Source organism: Flavobacterium sp. ARAG 55.4, assembly GCF_051846875.1.
GTDB classification, from domain to species: Bacteria; Bacteroidota; Bacteroidia; order Flavobacteriales; family Flavobacteriaceae; genus Flavobacterium; species Flavobacterium plantiphilum.
Map to the genome: position 1 here is coordinate 1 of NZ_JBPYCT010000005.1, position 17233 is coordinate 17233.

Annotated in this window: 16 protein-coding genes and 1 other RNA gene; 7 read left to right on the forward strand and 10 right to left on the reverse strand. The window is 34.3% G+C overall.

Annotated elements, in window-relative coordinates; translation table 11 throughout:
* A partial coding sequence (locus ACSV4D_RS07375; protein WP_439227693.1) for a PKD-like domain-containing protein occupies nt 1-1848 on the reverse strand: 1848 nt, incomplete at its 3' end.
* Nucleotides 1849-2413: 565 nt separating this feature from the next.
* On the opposite strand from ACSV4D_RS07375, the gene ACSV4D_RS07380 reads away from it, so the two are divergent.
* The 4 genes from ACSV4D_RS07380 to ACSV4D_RS07395 are packed head-to-tail and all read left to right on the forward strand — an operon-like array spanning nt 2414 to nt 6481.
* Nucleotides 2414-2899 (forward strand): SixA phosphatase family protein, encoded by a 486-nt coding sequence (locus tag ACSV4D_RS07380; RefSeq protein WP_408078690.1) that lies wholly within the window; start codon nt 2414-2416, stop codon nt 2897-2899.
* Nucleotides 2900-2902: 3 nt separating this feature from the next.
* Nucleotides 2903-4975: a polyphosphate kinase 1 gene (ppk1, locus tag ACSV4D_RS07385; RefSeq protein ID WP_408078692.1), complete on the forward strand. Its 2073-nt coding sequence runs from the start codon at nt 2903-2905 to the stop codon at nt 4973-4975.
* Between the two features lie 26 nt (nt 4976-5001).
* The gene (locus tag ACSV4D_RS07390) at nt 5002-5892 is read left to right on the forward strand and encodes a Ppx/GppA phosphatase family protein (protein WP_408078694.1); all 891 of its coding nucleotides are present in this window, start codon (nt 5002-5004) and stop codon (nt 5890-5892) included.
* A gap of 4 nt (nt 5893-5896) precedes the next feature.
* Nucleotides 5897-6481 carry a TMEM175 family protein gene (locus ACSV4D_RS07395; RefSeq protein WP_408078695.1) on the forward strand — a complete coding sequence of 195 codons (585 nt, stop codon included), beginning with the start codon at nt 5897-5899 and terminating at the stop codon, nt 6479-6481.
* Nucleotide 6482: 1 nt separating this feature from the next.
* Here the strand turns inward: ACSV4D_RS07395 and ACSV4D_RS07400 are convergent, their stop codons facing one another.
* From ACSV4D_RS07400 to ACSV4D_RS07410, 3 genes are all read right to left on the reverse strand, one after another.
* A complete protein-coding gene (locus ACSV4D_RS07400; protein WP_439227694.1) occupies nt 6483-6827 on the reverse strand; it encodes a DNA polymerase III in 345 nt (114 codons plus the stop codon).
* A 278-nt stretch (nt 6828-7105) separates the two neighbouring features.
* A complete protein-coding gene (gene dnaX / locus ACSV4D_RS07405; RefSeq protein WP_439227695.1) occupies nt 7106-8191 on the reverse strand; it encodes a DNA polymerase III subunit gamma/tau in 1086 nt (361 codons plus the stop codon).
* An 85-nt stretch (nt 8192-8276) separates the two neighbouring features.
* The gene (locus tag ACSV4D_RS07410; protein WP_408078699.1) at nt 8277-8576 is read right to left on the reverse strand and encodes a hypothetical protein; all 300 of its coding nucleotides are present in this window, start codon (nt 8574-8576) and stop codon (nt 8277-8279) included.
* 129 nt (nt 8577-8705) lie between these two features.
* Between ACSV4D_RS07410 and rnpB the strand changes: the two genes are divergently transcribed.
* An RNA gene (gene rnpB / locus ACSV4D_RS07415) (RNase P RNA component class A) lies at nt 8706-9028 on the forward strand.
* Between the two features lie 80 nt (nt 9029-9108).
* Here rnpB and ACSV4D_RS07420 read toward each other — a convergent pair.
* The 5 genes from ACSV4D_RS07420 to ilvD all read right to left on the reverse strand — a co-directional run bounded on the left by ACSV4D_RS07420 (nt 9109) and on the right by ilvD (nt 14950).
* Nucleotides 9109-9942, reverse strand: a complete 834-nt coding sequence (locus tag ACSV4D_RS07420) for a DUF6048 family protein (protein ID WP_439227696.1) — start codon at nt 9940-9942, stop codon at nt 9109-9111.
* Nucleotides 9914-10438, reverse strand: a complete 525-nt coding sequence (locus ACSV4D_RS07425) for a DUF6452 family protein (protein WP_408078703.1) — start codon at nt 10436-10438, stop codon at nt 9914-9916. The genes ACSV4D_RS07420 and ACSV4D_RS07425 overlap by 29 nt, the downstream gene beginning before the upstream one ends.
* Before the next feature lie 90 nt (nt 10439-10528).
* The gene (rlmD, locus tag ACSV4D_RS07430; protein ID WP_439227697.1) at nt 10529-11941 is read right to left on the reverse strand and encodes a 23S rRNA (uracil(1939)-C(5))-methyltransferase RlmD; all 1413 of its coding nucleotides are present in this window, start codon (nt 11939-11941) and stop codon (nt 10529-10531) included.
* Between the two features lie 667 nt (nt 11942-12608).
* Complete coding sequence (locus tag ACSV4D_RS07435; RefSeq protein WP_439227698.1) at nt 12609-13106, reverse strand: YdeI/OmpD-associated family protein; 498 nt, start codon at nt 13104-13106, stop codon at nt 12609-12611.
* A 155-nt stretch (nt 13107-13261) separates the two neighbouring features.
* The gene (gene ilvD, locus ACSV4D_RS07440) at nt 13262-14950 is read right to left on the reverse strand and encodes a dihydroxy-acid dehydratase (RefSeq protein WP_439227699.1); all 1689 of its coding nucleotides are present in this window, start codon (nt 14948-14950) and stop codon (nt 13262-13264) included.
* Between the two features lie 153 nt (nt 14951-15103).
* Here ilvD and ACSV4D_RS07445 point away from each other — a divergent pair, with 153 nt between their 5' ends.
* Nucleotides 15104-15553: a hypothetical protein gene (locus tag ACSV4D_RS07445; protein ID WP_408078711.1), complete on the forward strand. Its 450-nt coding sequence runs from the start codon at nt 15104-15106 to the stop codon at nt 15551-15553.
* Nucleotides 15554-15603: 50 nt separating this feature from the next.
* Here ACSV4D_RS07445 and ACSV4D_RS07450 read toward each other — a convergent pair whose 3' ends face one another.
* The gene (locus ACSV4D_RS07450; RefSeq protein WP_439227700.1) at nt 15604-16215 is read right to left on the reverse strand and encodes an NAD(P)H-dependent oxidoreductase; all 612 of its coding nucleotides are present in this window, start codon (nt 16213-16215) and stop codon (nt 15604-15606) included.
* 95 nt (nt 16216-16310) lie between these two features.
* Here ACSV4D_RS07450 and ACSV4D_RS07455 point away from each other — a divergent pair, with 95 nt between their 5' ends.
* The gene (locus tag ACSV4D_RS07455) at nt 16311-17207 is read left to right on the forward strand and encodes a LysR family transcriptional regulator (RefSeq protein ID WP_439227701.1); all 897 of its coding nucleotides are present in this window, start codon (nt 16311-16313) and stop codon (nt 17205-17207) included.
* The last annotated feature ends 26 nt before the right edge of the window (nt 17208-17233 follow it).

The following is a 17233-nucleotide window of genomic DNA, read 5'->3' on the forward strand; positions in this document are numbered from 1 at the left end:
AGTTGGAGCCGTAGCTGTAGCGGTACATTCACCCGTTACATCTGCTAAAATTGGTTTAACAGGTTTAGTAACATCTTCGACATTAACTGTTGATGGCGCAGAAGTAGTTTCGCAAGAAGTTAAACCATTAGTTATTTTTACTTTATAATCTCCATTAGTATTAACCACTAAAGTAGATGATGTTTCATTAGGTATAACAACATTGTTTTTGTACCAAACATAAGTTGGAGAAGTAGCATTCGTATTAGCAGTTAAAGTTGTAGTCAAACAAGCTGATAAGTCACCAGTGATGGTTGCTGTTGGTGGATCATTTACAGTAATTGTAGCAGAACCTGTTTGTGCTTGAGAACAAGTTGTTGAGCTTGCATCTTTAACACTTACTAGTGAGTAAACAAATGAGCCTGCAGTACTAGTTGGTACTGCCACTGTAGCAGAATTACCACTTGTAGTTGTGATTGTTAAATCACTTCCTCCATTAATTTTATAAGTAAAAGTGTATGGAGCTGTTCCGGATGCACCTGTGAAAGTTATATTTGGAGCGATGGCATCTTTACATACTGCATTTGTACCGCTGACAGTTGCCGTTGGTTTTGGATTTACAGTTACAGTTACAGTAAACGGAGTACCAGTACAGGTGCCAGATTTTGGAGTTACCGTATATACTACATTTACAGGAGCGTTGGTTGAATTAGTAAGTGTGCCGCTAATGTTTGTAGCATTTGTTCCAGCCATTGTTCCTGTAATTCCTGTTACACTTGGTGTGGTCCAGCTATAAGTAGTACCCGATGGAACGACTTCTGAACCACCATTGACAGGAGTAACAGTAAATGTACTTCCACAACAAATTGAAGCAGTCTTATTTGCTATGACAGGTGTAGTACAACAAGATTCGACTGTTATTGTTTCAATATTAGTTATAAGTTCTTTGTTGCATATTGAGCTTTGAATTACGGCTCTGTAATTAGTTGTAATATTTACATTATTTAGAGTTAAAGTCGTTAAAGAAGTACTATTTGGAACAGTTGTCCAACCAGATCCATTATTACTTTCCCATCTTACTACACTTCCAAAAATTCCTGTAAGTATTAAGTTAGTCTGATTAGGAGTGTTAGCACAATAGTTTGTACCTCCAGAAATAGAACCGTTTAATTCAATATTTAAGTCAAGTTGTTTGCTTTGGCAAACACCAGAATTTAAACTTTTGCCTTTGAAAGAAATGTATTGTCCAAAATTTATAGTACCTCCTTCAGATAAATCACATATATTAACTACAGAATTTGTTCCAGATAAAGGAATTTTAAATTCTATAAATTTACCATCATTCGGTAAAAAATCACCAATCGCTGCTGTTACTCCAGAGTTAGTGTTTTCAATCAAGGCAGAACCATTCCATTTGTAAACAACTACCGAATTTGCTGAGTTAGCTTCTATTTGTATGACAATATCAGCTCCAGCAACGTTTACACCATAATCACTTGTCATACCTTGATTGGGAATAGAATTGATATAATATCTAAAAGCAGACTGTCCACCATTACCATTATTAAGACCCAATAATAAGTAAGACCCATTGATATCTTGTTTTACTAAAGTATAAACTTGTTTTACTTCACATGTTGAATTAGTAGTTAAATCAATATTAAATATTTGAGAACCAGAATATTCAGTAGCATTGTAATTTCCATCTGGGACAAAAACTTGACTATACCCAATTGTTGAAGAAAACAACAATATTAGAAAAGCTAAAAATCGGATGGGAATAATTTTTTTCTTGTTAGGTAAAGAGTTGTTTACTGTCGTGAATAGCAGAGCCAAAATAGTCAGTAAAAAAAGTAATTTTGTTTTCATAATAATCAATTTTAGATATTATTGGAGCTAAGTACTAAGTCTCGTATTGAAAATAGGTCAAGCTAGAATTTAAGCTAATCTAAATACATTAAAATTCAAGAATAAATTTTCTCTTCAAACAACCTAAAAACTCGTTAAAAAGCGTTTTTAATTATAGAATAAAACTTATAACTTGGTTAAAATTTTCTTATAGGTTTAGTTTTGTTCTTAAAAACGTGTTAAAAAGTAATTTTCCTTTTTTATTTTATTAGACGATAAATTGTTAATAAAATATATAGTTCTTGTTTTTTTAGCAAAATATTTTTTATAATCTCAAATTGGAATAAAACGCAAAATTTAAGAAATTAAAAAACCGATAAAATGTAAAAAAAACGGGTAAAATACGTTAAACGTTAATAAAAGTAAGTTAATTATTATAAAATAAATGTTTTGAAAAAATACTCAGGTGTGGTTTAATGGTAAAACTAAGAGATGTTTATTTTGTTTTGATTTATAATTTATTCCCAGATTAATTGTATCTTTCTAATAAAGAAATTGTAAAACAGACAGTCATAAAAATAATGATATGAAAAATTTAATATTAGTAAGGCATGCCAAATCCAATTGGGATATGCCTTTGAAAGATATAGACAGACCTTTGGATCAACGGGGCTTAAATGATGCTCATCTGGTTTCCTCGAATATTCAAAAGCATATTCCTGGAAAATATATCATCTGGAGCAGTATTGCTAAAAGAGCTTCGGACACAGCGGTAATTTTTGCGCAGAATATTTTATACCCTATCGAAAATATTTTGTACAAAGAAGATTTATATACTTTTGATGAAAAACAATTAGAACAAGTTATCAAATCATGTAATAATAGTTTTGATAGTGTAATTCTTTTTGGTCATAATGCTGCCATTACAAATTTTGTTAATAAATTTGGAGATGAATTTATAGAAAATGTGCCCACCAGCGGCTTTGTTTCACTTCAGTTTGAAAGCAATTGCTGGGAAGAAATAAGTAAGGGAAAAACTAAAAAAATAATAATTCCAAAAGATTTTAAATAAAAAATGTTTGATCAAAAATATATTGACAGAGAAAAAAGTTGGTTAGCATTTAACGCCAGAGTACTTCAGGAAGCCGCAGACGATTCGGTTCCATTATTAGACAGATTACGTTTTTTAGGAATTTTTTCCAATAATTTAGATGAGTTTTTCCGAGTCAGATTTGCAGCCATTCGGCGATTAAGTTTGTCGGGTAAATCCGGTGAGAAAATATTAGGAGGCATATCAGCGCAGCAATTGGTGAAAGACATTACTGAAATTGTAATTGAACATCAGACTGAAAGTCTGGCAATCCTCAGAGAAATAGAATTAAGATTAGAAACGGAAAACATCTTCATTATTGATGAAAGTGAAATTTCAACAGAACAGGAAGTTTTTTTAAAGGATTATTTTATTCAGACTCTGAGTCCTGAATTAGTGACGATTATCTTAAATGATCTGGCTGAATTTCCATTGTTAAAAGATAATATTGGTTATTTAGCCGTGAAATTAGTAATGAAAGAGGATGAAGCCGTTCATTATGCCATAATTGAAATTCCAAAAACAATAAATCGTTTTGTTGTTCTGCCTTCAAATGATAATAAAAAATACGTCATTCTTATTGATGACGTGATTCGACACAATCTAAAAAGTATTTTTAATATTTTTGATTGCGAAAGTATTTCTGCACATATGATTAAAATAAGCAGAGATGCCCAGCTCGATATTGATAGTGATTTGAGCAAAAGTATGCTGGAAAAAATTTCTACCAGTGTAAAAGAAAGAAGGATAGGGGAGCCGGTACGTTTTATCTACGATCAGATGATTGAAGAGGATACATTGCAGTTTTTTCTGGATAAAATGAAAATTGTTTCTACTGACAGCATTATTCCCGGGGGAAGATATCATAACAGAAGAGATTATATGGAGTTTCCTAATCTGGGAAGATTTGATTTATTGTATAAAAAGAATATTCCGTTACCTATTCCGGGATTAAATTTGGAAGGCAGTATTTTAGAAAAAATCAGCAAGAAAGATTATCTTTTACATGCTCCTTATCAGTCATTTTCTTATTTGACAAAATTTTTAAGAGAAGCCGCCCTGGATCCGAAAGTGACTTCCATAAAAATTACTTTATACCGACTGGCTAAAAATTCCCAAATCATCAGTTCCTTAATTAATGCTGCTAAAAACGGGAAAAAAGTGACTGTTCAGATTGAATTGCAGGCACGTTTTGATGAAGCATCGAATATTTCCTATTCCGAACAAATGCAACAGGAAGGAATTGATCTTATTTTTGGTATCAAAGGCCTGAAAGTACACAGTAAAATTTGTGTTATCGAAAGAATTGAAAACGAAAAAACAAAACGCTATGGCTTTATTTCGACAGGAAATTTCAATGAAGCCACTGCAAAAATTTATACTGATGTAACCCTTTTTACCAGTCATCAGCAAATATTGAAAGATATTTCTAAAATATTCGATTTTTTTAATATCAACTACAGGGTTCATCGTTACAAGCATCTAATTGTTTCACCGCATTATACCAGAAGTAAATTTTATAAATTTATCGAAAGAGAAATTTCTCATGCACGTGCCGGCAGAATCGCTTATATGAAATTAAAAATGAACAGTCTGTCTGATTTTGCTATGATTGATAAGCTGTATGAAGCAAGTAATGCAGGCGTGAAAATCCAGTTGGAGGTAAGAGGAATTTGCTCTTTAATTCCGGGTATAAAAGGAATGAGTGAAAATATTGAGGCTATAAGTATCGTAGATAATTATCTGGAACATTCCCGTATTTACATTTTTGGTAACGGAGGACAAACAGAAGTTTACATTTCATCAGCGGATTTTATGACGAGGAATTTAGATGGCAGAGTTGAAGTCACCTGTCCTATATATGATGAAGATATAAAAAATGAATTAATTGAGAACTTTGATATCGCCTGGAAAGGAAATGTTAAAGCTCGTTTTCATTCGTATAAACTGGATAATAAATACCGTAGCAATGACGGAGAAAATATATTCAGGGCACAAATTGAAACTTATAAATATTACCAAAGAAAGGTAGGACTATCAGAGAAAATTATTCTTTAATAAGAAAATAACACAAGTGAGAATAAATGATTAAAATTAAAAAATATGCAGCCATCGATATTGGATCTAATGCCATGCGCTTGTTAGTAGTCAATATTGTGGAACAGGAAGGAAAAGAAACTCAGTTTAACAAAAGTGCTTTGGTGCGTGTTCCTATTCGTTTAGGTCAGGATGCTTTTACTGTGGGAGAAATATCACAAGAAAATTCAGATAGAATGGTAGATGCTATGAAAGCATTTAATCTTTTGATGAAAGTTCATAAAGTAGAAGCCTATAAGGCTTTTGCAACATCAGCAATGCGCGAAGCTTATAATGGTAAAGAAGTAGTAGCGCTGATTAAGAAAAAAGCCGATATAAAAATTGAAATTATTGATGGGAAAAAAGAAGCTGCAATTATTGCATCAACTGATTTACATCATTTGTTAAAAACAGATAAAACCTATTTGTTTGTTGATGTAGGTGGTGGTAGTACAGAATTTACGTTGTTCTCTGATGGAAAAATAGTGACCTCCAGATCATTCAAAGTGGGAACAGTACGTTTACTTAACGAAATGGTATGTGATGTGGTATGGCAGGAAATTGAAAAATGGATTAAAACCAATACTGCTGATTTTGATGAGATTTCTTTAATAGGTTCCGGTGGAAATATCAATAAGTTATTTAAAATGTCAGGGAAAATGCAGGATAAGCCGTTGTCTTATTTGTACATCAATTCCCAATATGCTTTTTTAAACTCACTTACTTATAATCAGCGAATTTCAGAACTTGGATTAAATCCCGATCGAGCCGACGTAATTATTCCTGCTGTTCGTATTTATCTGAATGCCATGAAATGGAGCGGATCGAGAAATATTTATGTGCCTAAAATTGGTCTTTCTGACGGTATTGTGAAAGCAATGTACTTTGGTAAAATATAAAAAAATGAATAAAAACAGATTAGAAGCTTTTAGTGATGGCGTTTTGGCGATTGTAATTACCATTATGGTCTTGGAATTAAAAATGCCCGAAGAGGAACATTTTAGTGATTTGCTTCCTCTTTTTCCTGTATTTATGAGTTATATTTTAAGCTTTATTTATGTTGGAATTTATTGGAACAACCACCATCATTTGTTACATAGTGCAACAAAAGTAAATGGTAAAATTTTGTGGGCAAATCTTCATTTGCTTTTTTGGCTTTCCTTAATTCCGGCCTCTACAGCCTGGATGGGAGAACATAATTTTGCAAAAGCTACGGTTACCGTTTACGGAATTGTGCTTTTTATGTCGGCGGTGGCATTTGTTATTTTACAAACAACCATTATTAGTTTAGACGGTAAAAAATCGTTTCTGGCTCAAGCCATCGGAAAAGATATTAAAGGAAAATTGTCAGACGGATTGTATTTAGCAGCAATTATTATTTCTTTTTTCAATCAGTGGATTTCACTGGCCATTTATCTTATAGTTGCCTTAATGTGGTTGATTCCGGATACCAGAATTGAAAAGAAAATTTTAGAAAAGCAAAATTAAACTAAGCATTTATATCTAATCCAAATGTAGAACGTAACAAGTCTATGTTTGGATTTATTTCTTGTAAACGATTGTATTTATCCTGGTCGTTTAATGCTTTCTTGATTGATACATTTTCATTTACAATTACTTCTATCGTAACATTGTGATTGTGAAGATGTCCCCTAAGATGCCCTAAAAGGCCGTTCATTTCTTTTTCAAAATCCAGTTTCGAACCTTCATTGGGTAATTCAATACTTATTGTGGTTCCGTTTAAAACAGGGTCATTAATCAGTAATAAAGATTCCATGATTCTAAAACCTTTATCACCTAATCTTTTAGCATAATTAGTCCATTGCAATAGCATTTCGGTCTCTGTAAAAGCTTCAGTAGGTAAATCAACGGTTTCCCGTACAATTACTTTTTTAGTTTCTTCTAATGCTTTTTTGGCACGAATACTTGATAGTGATAGTGCTGAAAACTGAGGACCTGTTGGTTCTGCTTTTTTTACAGCTTCCGGAGAAGGTGGAGTTACAACAGCGGCTTCTTTTGGAGGAACTGCCGGTGATGAAACCGTATTTTCAATAGTTTTTTTAGGTTGTTCAGCTATTGAATAATCATTTTTTCTAAAATAAGTGGGCGGAATTATAAAGGACTCAGCTTTTTTTTTTCTCCATCAAAAGTGACAGAGGCTAATTGCATTAAGCAAAGTTCAACCAGTAATCGCTGGTTTTGACTTAATTTGTATTTTAAATCACATTCATTTGCAATAGCAATTCCTTGTAAAAGAAATTCCTGAGTACATTTTTGAGACTGAACTCCGTACATTTTTTGTGCTTGTTCACCGACTTCCAATAAACTTAAAGTGGCAGGTGTTTTACTGACTAATAAATCTCTGAAATGAGATGCTAAACCGGCTACAAAATGATGTGCATCAAATCCTTTTGCAAGAATATCATTGAAACTGATTAGCAAATCAGGAATTTTATTTTCTAAGATTAAATCGGTTACATTAATGTAGGTTTCATAATCCAGTACGTTCAGGTTTTCGGTAACTGCCTGACGTGTTAAATTGCTTCCGCAATACGAAACTACACGGTCAAAAATAGACAAAGCATCGCGCATAGCACCATCGGCTTTTTGAGCGATAATGTGCAAAGCATCATCTTCAAACTCAATCCCTTGGTTTTGTGCTACTTCAGCCAGATGTTCCTTAGCATCTTTTACGGTAATTCTTTTAAAATCAAATATCTGACAACGGGATAAAATCGTTGGAATAATTTTATGTTTTTCGGTCGTTGCCAAAATAAAAATGGCGTGTTTAGGTGGTTCCTCTAATGTTTTCAGGAAAGCATTAAAAGCTGCCGATGACAACATGTGCACCTCGTCAATGATGTAAACTTTGTATTTTCCGGTTTGTGGCGGGATTCGAACCTGATCAATCAAATTACGAATATCGTCTACCGAATTGTTTGAAGCAGCATCCAATTCGAAAACATTAAAAGCAAAGTCTTCGTTAGGATCGTCATATCCGGGCTGATTGATTTTTCGGGCCAGAATTCTGGCACAGGTAGTTTTTCCAACACCTCTGGGACCTGTAAATAAAAGGGCAGAAGCCAAATGGTTGTTTTCTATAGCGTTCAGTAAAGTATTGGTAATCGCTTTTTGTCCCACAACATCATTAAATGTTTGCGGGCGGTATTTGCGTGCTGATACTATAAATTGTTCCATAGAAATTTTATTCGAAAGCAAATATAGGGTTTAATTTAAAGATGGAAAAATTTAAATATTGAAAGATTTTAGAAAAAATTGACGGCTACTTTTTCCTCGCTTTAATACTAAGATTGATTAATAACTGAGCTGTTTCAGTAATAGAATTAGCAGCAAAACCGGTTACATAAACTCCTTTTTTTCCTGATTTAGACTGGATACCAAACACAATAGCTTCATCATCAGGATTGGATTCTCCTTCATAACGATAAATGTGTTTGATTTGGTAATTATCAGGATTTTTTAATATCACATCTTCATGTTGATTAAAATCATAATTAAAACCATTTTCGTTCAGTTCATCTAAAGCTTTTGAAACCGATTTGTAGTGATATACAGCATCCATAATGTTGGTTTTTTAGAAGTTAAAAAAGTTACTTAAATATAACTATTTTATTTTGAATGTGTTGTATGAAATATCAGTTAATGTACTTTTATCGGAGTTGTTAGCATGGTTTAATTATTGTACTTTTGCAGTACAGACCGCCTTATCGCTTTATTCTGAATCAAGTTCGGAATAAAGAGGAAAGTCCGGACACCACAGAGAAGCATAGCGGGTAACACCCGTCATTCGCCGCGGCGGATAGGACAAGTGCAACAGAAAGTATGTACAGGTAATGCTGTAGTGAAACCAGGTAAACTCTATGCGGTGAAATACCAAGTATATCAGCATTTAAGGATTTCTCGTCCGTTGCTGAAGGGTAGGTAGCTCGATCTTGTTGGTAACAACAAGGCTAGATAAATGATAAGGGTTCGCCTCGGCGAATACAGAATCCGGCTTACAGGTCTGTTTTTTATTTAAAAATAAAAAAGACCGATATTGATTTTCAATATCGGTCTTTTTTGTTTCAGAGATTTTTTATCACGGAATCTGAAAATTATTTTTTCGGTGTTTTTTTAACTTCTTCAGCGGGTTTTACTTTCTTTTTATAAAGAGGCACAAAATAAGTTACGGTGTAATTAAAACCAACTCCAAAATTACCATTATAGGTCCGGTTGAATCCCGGAATATACAGGTTTTCAAAATTATCCGGTTGTTTGTTAGTAATCAGTCTGTTGAACCGGAGACTGAATCCCATAAATACATTATTAAATACCTTAGCTTTCATTCCGGCTACTACTTCAATCCAGCTTGCTGTTAAACCATTGTATTTTTGTCCGGAATTGACTGGGGGAATTTCTCCAAAATATTGGTTGGTGTTGTAAATTTTATAATTATTTAATTGCTGATTAAAAGTACTGAAACCATAACGCAAACCTATAGAAATTATGTTTTCCATATCGAGCCAGTTTTCATAACCGTTATAATCAAAACCAGCTTTTATATAAGAACCCTTGGTTGTGAAATTAAGGCGTGCATCATCGGTAGTTTTGTTTTCATTTCCTACCTCGGCAGCGATGTAATATTTTTTATTTAACCGATAATCACCTACTAACTCTAATCCTGTATAATCTTTGTCATAAAAACTGCGACTCAGTTTAAACAAATCAATTCCCAGCCGTATACCATAACGATTTGTTTTAACAGGAACAACAACCGAATCTTTTTTTATAGTTACCGTATCTTTAGAAACAACGGTTTTAGAAGATACAGTAGCACTTGTAACGCTGTCTTTGAGTTTAAGCTGCGGAGCTTCTTTTCTTTGCGCATTCGCTAAGAACAATGACAACAGGAAAATAAGGTTAAAAATAGATTTCAAGATGTGTTTCATTTTCGTTAGCTATACTATAATTATTAACTGCGATAACCTGCATCCATAATAAATCCGGTGTTGCAGCATCTGTTTGTACAAATGGAGTTATCGGGTCTAAAGTAAAATTGGTCTTAAATCCGCAGGCACGTGATACATATACATTTTCGGTTTTGTAATTAAAGGTAATAATATCTTCGTTGGCCGGTGCTGCCGGATTGGTACTTCCAAAATTTCTTATGAAACGAAAAGTGGTTGTTTCGGCATTTGTTTGCAGCGGAACAGCAACTGTACTTCCGTTAATTAATGTGCTTCCGTTATAGCTAATACCTTCTTCCATACCCTCAGCAATTATGGTCAGATTGGTTACGCTTTTTTCTACTGAAGAATTGTTGAAATCATAAAAAGTAATGACTAATCGCGATGTTGTCACTGTATTAGCATCACAAATATCATCTTTCTCACAACCAGAGAAGGTGAAACAGAGTATTAATAAAAGTAATATCGTTTTTTTCATATTTTTTAGTCTTAGTCCTTAGTTATTAGTCCAGTCCTTAGTCTTTGGTTATTTTTTTAAAACTAAAGACTAGGTACTATGTACTAATTGCTATCTTCTTTCTAACAACACCACATTTTCTACGTGATGTGTTTGCGGAAACATATCTACAGGACGTACTTTAGTTACTTTATATTTCTCGTCCATTAAAGCCAAATCACGCGCTTGTGTAGCCGAATTACAACTTACATAAACCACTTTTTCAGGAGCAATCTTCATGATTTGTTCAATCACGTCTTTGTGCATTCCGTCACGTGGTGGATCCGTAATAATAACGTCAGGCTGACCGTGTTGTGCAATAAAAGCATCGTTAAAAACTACTTTCATGTCACCTACGTAAAACTCGCAATTGTCAATGTTATTGCGTTCGGCATTGGCTTTAGCATCTTTAATTGCATCCGGAACACTTTCTACACCAATTACTTTTTTTGCTTTTTTAGAAACAAACTGTGCAATAGTTCCTGTTCCGGTATATAAATCATAAACGGTTTCTTTTCCGGTCAATCCGGCAAAATCCCGCGTTATTTTGTATAATTCGTAAGCCTGATCCGAGTTGGTCTGGTAAAAGGATTTGGCATTAATGCTAAATTTTAAACCTTCCATTTCTTCCAGGATGTAATCACGTCCTTTGTACAGTTTAATATCCTGATCGTAAAGCGTATCATTTGCTTTATTGTTCACTACATATTGCAACGAAGTGATTTGAGGAAATTTGGCATACATGTGATCTAATAATAATTCCCTGTTGGCTTTATCATCTTCGAAAAACTGAATCAAAAGCATGATTTCGCCAGTCGAAGCGGTACGCAACATAACGGTTCTCAACAAACCCGAATGTTCTCTGGGATTAAAGAAAGTTAAATCATTTGCGTTAGCAAAATCACGAATTTCATTTCGAATTGCGTTAGAAGGATCTTCCTGCAAATGACATTTTTTGATGTCCAGAATTTTGTCCCACATTTTTGGGATATGAAAACCAAGGGCATTTCTGTTACCTAAATCTTCATCGCTTCCAATTTCAGCTTCCGTTAACCAACGGCTGTTAGAAAACGAAAACTCCATTTTATTTCTGTAGAAAAACTTTTTCTCCGAGCCTAAAATAGGTTCGAACTCAGGAAGTTCAATTTTTCCAATGCGTTGCAGGTGATTTTTAACCTCGTTGTGTTTGAAAAATAATTGTTGGTTGTAGTTCATATTTTGCCATTTGCAACCACCACAAACACCAAAATGCTCGCAGACAGGATCTACACGATGCTCTGAAAATTCATGGAATTTAACCGCTTTTCCTTCGTAATAGGCTTTTCGCTTTTTGAAAGTTTGGACATCAACCACGTCACCCGGAACCACATTTGGAATAAACACTACTTTTCCATCGGGAGCCTTTGCTACCGAAACGCCTTTTGCACCTGCATCAAGGACTTTTATCTGATGAAAGACAACTTTGTCTGTATTTTTTCTACCCATGGCGCAAAAATAAGTGTTTGTTCGCTTTTATAAATTCAAATTGGGAAATATTTTTGAAAAGTATCATTTTTTATGACAATTACAATTATGAAACCGTCAGTTCGAGTGTTTTTATGTAGTCCCGACACTTCGGGACGAAATAAAAATGTATCGAGAACTCGTCTGGTTTTTATAAAAGTTCTCGATACACTTTTATTCCCAAAAGCTATCGCATTTGGAATTAAAAGCACTCGAACTGACGTGTATTGAGAATTGTTTTATTTGTGCCTGTTTCCCGCTTTCCGCTACAAATCCTCGTCTTACCGGCAGTAACTCTAAGCCATTAAAGGAGCTTCTCCCGAGGTTTCGGGAGTCGCTCTTTACCGGCAAGAGTTACAATGCCAGCAACACTGCGGGTTTTTCGCTGTAATCGGGGGCAGGGGAGTTGTGGGAATTTGAAGTTTTTTGAGATAAAATGAAACCTCGTTTAGTGGAACGAGGTTTGGTTTATGTTTTTAAGTTTTGATAGCGCGGAATTGTATTCCGTGCACACTCAAACAGGATAAAATACTATTTAAAATTGAACTGTTTGGTTTTATAGTTGCTCAACTTTGCGGGCACGGATTGCAAATCCGCGCTTTCGTTGCGTTGATATATCCGGGCGGTCTGGGATTTTTCTGCTTCAAAATCAAGGCTTTTCTCTTCCCACAAAACTTCCTTTTCCTAATAAAAAGTCAATAGATTTAAGTACATTTTTATCGACACTTTCTTCTGTTTTTAAATGCGAGATGTATCGAATGATTTCATGCTGTAATGAAGGACGTAAATTTTGAAAAACAGTATTAGCTTCTTCGTTTTCGTTTAAAGCTTGTAACAGTTTGGGGTGAATGGGGATTTCTCTTTTTTCAGCATCATAACTTATGCTAATTTCTATTTGTTCTCCAATTCTTTTAGGTGAATTTTTAAGCATTTTAGTATTGATGTACAAACGCCATTCTCCTTTAAATTTCATTAAAGTTTGGATGTAAGGAATGGAGTTCACAGCGCCTTTGACAGGAATAGGAGCTTTGGATTTTCCGGCTTGTTCAAAAATAGCATTTAAAATTTCTTCGGGAACAAAAACAAACGGATTGATACCAATAATTTCAATGGTTGCCAAAAAAGTATAGCTTGTTTCTACTGCCATAAAGAAAGATTTTATCTGTTTGCTAAAATAGAAAAAATGTTCTGGAATTTAGTAAATACAAAAACCTCGTTTACCCAAAATTGGAAAACGAGGTTTTGTATTTTAAAGAAGGAATTTTTCAATCCTTCAATCTTTTAATTTTTCAATCTAATAAATTACAAATCCGATTTTAAAACAGCTCCGTTACTGGCATTGGTTACTAACGAACGGTATTGTCCTAACCATCTTGATGTTAATTCTTTTTTCAACGGAACAAATTCCGCTTTTCTTTTTGCAATTTCTTCATCAGATAAGTTAACCGATAAAATGTACTGATCTACATCGATATGGATTTCGTCACCATCTTTTAACAAACCAATCATTCCGCCTTCGGCAGCTTCCGGAGAAACGTGTCCAATAGAAGCTCCACGTGTTGCACCACTAAAACGACCATCGGTAATTAAAGCAACCGACTTTCCAAGTCCCATTCCCATAATTAAAGAGGTAGGAGCCAGCATTTCCTGCATTCCCGGACCACCTTTAGGACCTTCGTAACGAATAACAACAACATTTCCTGCTTTGACTTTTCCACCAAGAATTCCTTCAATAGCTTCAGCCTGTCCGTCAAAACAAACGGCTGTTCCTGTGAAAACACGGTCTCCGGTAATTCCGGCAGTTTTAATAACAGCACCTTGTTCCGCCAGATTTCCGTACAAAACCGCTAAACCACCCACTTCAGAATAAGGGTTGTCGATGGTGTGGATAATGTTTGTATCCTTGATATAAGCATCTTTGATTTTTTCTAAAATCGTTTCTCCTGTAATAGTAAGGTTGTCTAAAAGGATGTCATCACCACGTTTGGTCATTTCTTTCATTACGGCATTTACACCACCTGCAGTGTTAATGTCTTCCATGTGAACGGTTGATAAACTTGGAGAGATTTTAGCAATGTGAGAAACTCTTTTTGAAATTTTATTGATGTCTTCCAAATTAAAGTTAACATTCGCTTCTTTAGCAATAGCCAACATGTGTAGAACCGTATTCGAACTTCCGCCCATAGCCATATCTACAGCAAATGCATTTCTTACGGCTTTTTCATTAAGGATGTTTTTTAACTTGAATTTTTCGGTTTGTGCAGCGTCTTTGGCAATTTCGCAAATTCTTCTTGCCGCCTGACGGTATAATTCTTCACGTTCTTTGGTTAAAGCTAATATGGTTCCGTTTCCAGGAAGTGCAATTCCCATAGCTTCCATCAAAGTATTCATAGAATTAGCGGTGAACATTCCCGAGCAACTTCCTCCTGACGGACAGGCGTTGCACTCAATGTCTTTTAATTCTTCATCGGTAATTTCACCTAATTCGTGTTTTCCAACCGCCTCAAAAGCTGTAGCCAAATCGATAGGCACACCATCTTTAGTATGTCCTTTTTTCATTGGTCCACCACTCACAAAAATAGTAGGAACGTCCACACGTAAAGCCCCCATAATCATTCCCGGAACAATTTTATCACAGTTAGGAATCGCAATCATAGCATCCAGTTTGTGAGCGTTCATTACAGTTTCAATAGAATTAGCAATAAGTTCTCTTGATGGTAACGAGAAAAGCATTCCGTCATGTCCCATAGCAATCCCGTCATCCACTCCAATAGTGTTGAATTCAAAAGGAACGCACCCATTGGCTTTAATTTCTTCTTTAATTACTCTCGAAACTCTGTCCAGGAAAAAGTGTCCTGGGATAATTTCGATATAAGAATTGGCAACCCCAATAAATGGCTTGTCAAAATCTTCATCGACTAAGCCTGTTGCTCTGAATAATGATCTGTGCGGCGTTCTTTGATGTCCTTTTTTTACTTCATCACTTCTCATAATAAACTTAAGTTTTTATATACTTTTTGTAATTTGTATGATTATTTTTTTTTCGGCGGCAAAGATAAGTAATCTTAGAAATAAACTTTTAATGAATTCTGGTATTATTAATAAAAGAGCTATTTTATCTTTGTTTCTAAATTAGTTAAGAAAATGAATTTTATATCAAAAAGGAAAGTAGTATTTATTAGCTTTTGTACTATTGTTTGTGCTGTGTTTTATAGTTGTGCAGATGCTAATAAGGAAGGAGAATATTTTTATTATCGTGCCATAAATGACAGGGATACTGCTTTGCTTCGCTATACCAAGTTAGAAGACAATCGTATTTTTGGTCAGTATGAAGTGATTTATAGTCAATCCAGAAAAGATTCAGGCGAAATAAGAGGCATAATTTCCGGTGATACTCTTAAAGGCAGTTTTTATTACCACCCTTATGGTGGCGGAGTTTTAAAGAGATATCCTGTTGCCTTACTGAAACGAGAAAATAAATTATTGTTAGGTAAAGGAGTAATTTCAATTTATATGGGAATTCCTTTTTTTTTAAAAGGGGATACCATAGATTATAGTAATCCTGAGTTTATATTTGAAGAAATTAAAAAATAAAGTTGATAAAAATCCGTCCCCTTTTTTTAGAATGAAACGGATTTTCATTTTTAGTCCAAAACTACTAAACAATCAAAAAATGTTTCTTTTAAATGTTGGTTGTAAGTTTTCATGTCTTTTTCAATATTGGCATTTTTTTCCACATCATGAAAGTGATAACTTTTTAATGGAGTCATTCCTGTAAAAGCATTCATGCGGTGGAAACCAAAAAAAGGTCCTTCGTCAACGGATTTTTGATCGAAAAATTCGCCTGGAAGTGTAAAAGCGGTGGCAGGAGCATTCCAGGTGGTAGTAAGCATGTATTTTTTGCCATGCATCATTCCGCCTGTACCGTAATTAATGTCCGGATTGCTTGATTTTCTGCCGTCACTGCGATAAATTCCTTTGTTGTGTCCTGCAGTAAAAACTTCGTCTATGTATTTTTTAAAATTGTATGGCAATTGAAACCACCAAACGGGTGTGTGGTAAATGATAACATCTGCCCAAACAAATTTGTTGACTTCTTCGTCAGCTGTGTATCCGTTTTCGATTGTTGTGGTTTGAACGATTATATCTTCTGATTGTTCGAAAAATTGCTGAGTAGTTTCAGTAATGGTGTTGTTAAACAATCCGCCGGAATGACCAAAACTTTGTCCTGCATTTATGATAAATATCTTTTTCATGTATGTTTTATTTTTATGTTGGTACAAAGTTAGAGTAGATATTAGTATTATTAAAATAGTATAATTTATACATTTGTATTATAAATATAATAGTTATGGTCAATTTAGAATGGTATCGTACTTTTAAAGCGATTTATAAAACAGGAACTTTAACAAAAGCTGCCGATGCACTTTTTATTTCGCAGCCCGGCGTGAGTTTGCATCTGAGTTCCTTAGAAAGTTATGTAGGCTATAAACTTTTTGATAGGACAGGACGTAAAATGATTCCAACTGAAAGAGGCAAAATTTTATACAACGCCATTGCTGAAGGTTTGAAAATTCTGGAAGATGCCGAGAAAAATTTTCAACGCAGTACTGAAAAGCACACGCCAACAATTAGTATCGGAATGTGTTTTGAGACTTTCCAAATTACTTTAGAACAATACATTTCGACCTTACCCTTTAATGTGATTATTCGTTTTGGTGAATATCCTGAAATGCTCGAAAATTTAGATAAGGGAATTTTAGATTTGGTAATTTCTCCACAAAAAGTAGATTCAGTTAATATTTCCTATGAAGCATTTTCGTCAGAAACCATTGTTTTGGTTGGAGGAAGTGAAGTTGATGATTCGGAGTTACAGCAATTGGTCAAACAAAAAAAATATAAAGCAGCTGAGAATTACTTGAAAAGTCAAAAATGGTATGGAACAACGGGAGATATGGAACATCTTTTTCGTTTTTGGCAACTCAATTTTGATAATTTTCCGGATTTCAGACCTAATTATATTGTTCCCAATATCCATTCTATTGTGCGATGTTTAAATGGTGCCAACGGATTAGCTGTTATTCCTGATTTTTTATGTAAAAAAGAAGTAGAAAGTGGCACTATAAAATTGCTTTGGGAAGGACATAAAAAGTTGAAAAACACGCTTTATTTTGCGAATAGAAAGAATACTGCTTACGAGAAAGAGCTCGATTTAATAAAAGATTTGTTTAAAAAGGTGATGTTATAAAATCAACACAGCCAGTTACCGGACTA